Raw genomic sequence first — 1,698 nt, forward strand, 5'->3', positions numbered from 1 at the left:
GTCTCGTAGTCGGCGGGCGTGTGCAGCCGCTCGGTGACGGCTTTGAAGCTCATCAGAAAGCTGGGGAAGTCGTGGTAACTGTAGACTTCGCGCGCCTGCTTAGCGGTAAGCGGCGTGGCGTCGTTGGTTTGGGAGAGCTCGAGCAGTGTCGCGGGGGTAATGGAACCTTCAAGATGAAGGTGCAGCTCGGCTTTCGGGAGCCCGCGCAGCCAGGATTTCGGGTCGGGCTGAGGGGGGTGCTGGGTGCGGGCCATCTGATTAGTGTATCGGCTGAACGCATCCCGTCCAGCCGCTCGCCGGCACCTGTTAGCGCCAGTTGCTGTCGCGCCGGTTTCCGCTGCTGCTGCCGAAGATCTGCAGCAGAGCGATGAAAATGTTCAGCGCGTCAAGGTAGATGCTCAACGACATCTGCACTGGGCTGAGGCCCATTGCGCCGTCGCGCAACCGCATGAAGTCGACCAAGAGCAGGACGCTGAAGATGGCGAGGGTCGCCCAAGCGTACAGGCCGGGGCTGATGAAGTGCACGAACATGCTCAGCACACCGAGGACGACCAGGCCGATTAGCGCGGCGAAGGCGTAGTTGTAGACCTTGCGGTAGTCGAACCGCGCGACCTGCGCGATGAGGCCCATCACGAACATGCCGATAGCGGTGGTCAATGCGGCCTCAAAAACGACAGCCTGTCCGCCGGGGACGTGCAGGTAAGCCTTGATGAGCGGGCCGACCTCAACCCCCATGAGCAAAGTGAAGGCATAGAACAAAACCAGTGCCAGCCCCGGAGATCGCTTGGTCGCGAAGTTGATCGCGAAGATGAGCCCGAACGTCACAATAAAGAGGCCCATATAGCTGATGCCGCCCAACAGGGCCGGGGCCAGGTAGGCTCCGAAAGCCGTGAAAAGGAAGCCCACGCTAGTAATCCAGAGAACCTTGCTGAGCAAGGTGGCCGTAGACCGGCTGTCGAGAATTCGTATGCCTTGTGTTGCGTCAATCGTTCTCATCTTCTTGTTCCCAACCCTTAGTCTAATAGACGCAGATTTTGTCGTTTGGTCGCAATCTGCGTCCGGTGCGCTAGCGCAGGTGGAAGCCGGAATGAACCGTAACCCCTGAACCCTCAGCGAGGAACACGCTCGACGCCTGCGTTCCGTTCAGCAATGCGAACTCTTGCCCATAAAGCAGCCCGAAATCAACTGCAATTTCATAGCTTTGCAGGCGATATGTCTGCCACCGAGGATGCTCCACCTGGTAGGCGGAGATCCTGCCATTACTCCGCTTCGTATAACCCCAATAGTGCTCGGTGATGAACTCCTCTTCGCTGCCGGGTGTGATCGCTTGTGGCGGAAGGTCCCCTGCAGCGGAAAGCGTGTGCCATCGGCCGCCGAGTTTCCAGCCGTACTTTGCAGTTGGCGTCTTACCATCCGACGAGATTTCACTCCGCGTCGGGATCGCGACATACGGCTCCTCGTAAAACCTCTTTGCTATCCACGCGATGGCGCGACGAGGAACGAACTCGCGAATAAACACGACCCCACGCTTCACACTGCCATCGTCTTCGCGACGCCTGACATAGAACCGCAGATTGATCTCTTCGAACCGCGTGTGCAGCGGAATGGCGAGGCCCTTGACGCGCACCTTGTCGAAGAGAAACCCGACGAGCGAGACGTAGCAGCGTGGCGCTGCGTCGGAGGTGGGCTGATACAGGT

The 1,698-nt window shown here is 59.2% G+C and carries 2 protein-coding genes and 1 pseudogene; all 3 read right to left on the reverse strand.

Annotation, left to right across the window (positions count from 1 at the left end; translation table 11 throughout):
- A pseudogene (locus WCA53_RS17895) lies at nt 1–254 on the reverse strand (hypothetical protein); the annotation flags it as partial.
- A gap of 52 nt (nt 255–306) precedes the next feature.
- Nucleotides 307–996 (reverse strand): Bax inhibitor-1/YccA family protein, encoded by a 690-nt coding sequence (locus WCA53_RS17900; RefSeq protein WP_423913371.1) that lies wholly within the window; start codon nt 994–996, stop codon nt 307–309.
- A 70-nt stretch (nt 997–1,066) separates the two neighbouring features.
- Nucleotides 1,067–1,698 (reverse strand): YqjF family protein (locus tag WCA53_RS17905; protein WP_423913374.1); only part of this gene is annotated, 632 nt, incomplete at its 5' end.

This window comes from Caballeronia sp., assembly GCF_049581465.1.
GTDB lineage: Bacteria > Pseudomonadota > Gammaproteobacteria > Burkholderiales > Burkholderiaceae > Caballeronia.

Bases quoted from the DNA above. Each gene is read 5' to 3' on its own strand.
- WCA53_RS17900 (WP_423913371.1), bottom strand. From the start codon at position 996: ATGAGAACGATTGACGCAACACAAGGCATACGAATTCTCGACAGCCGG.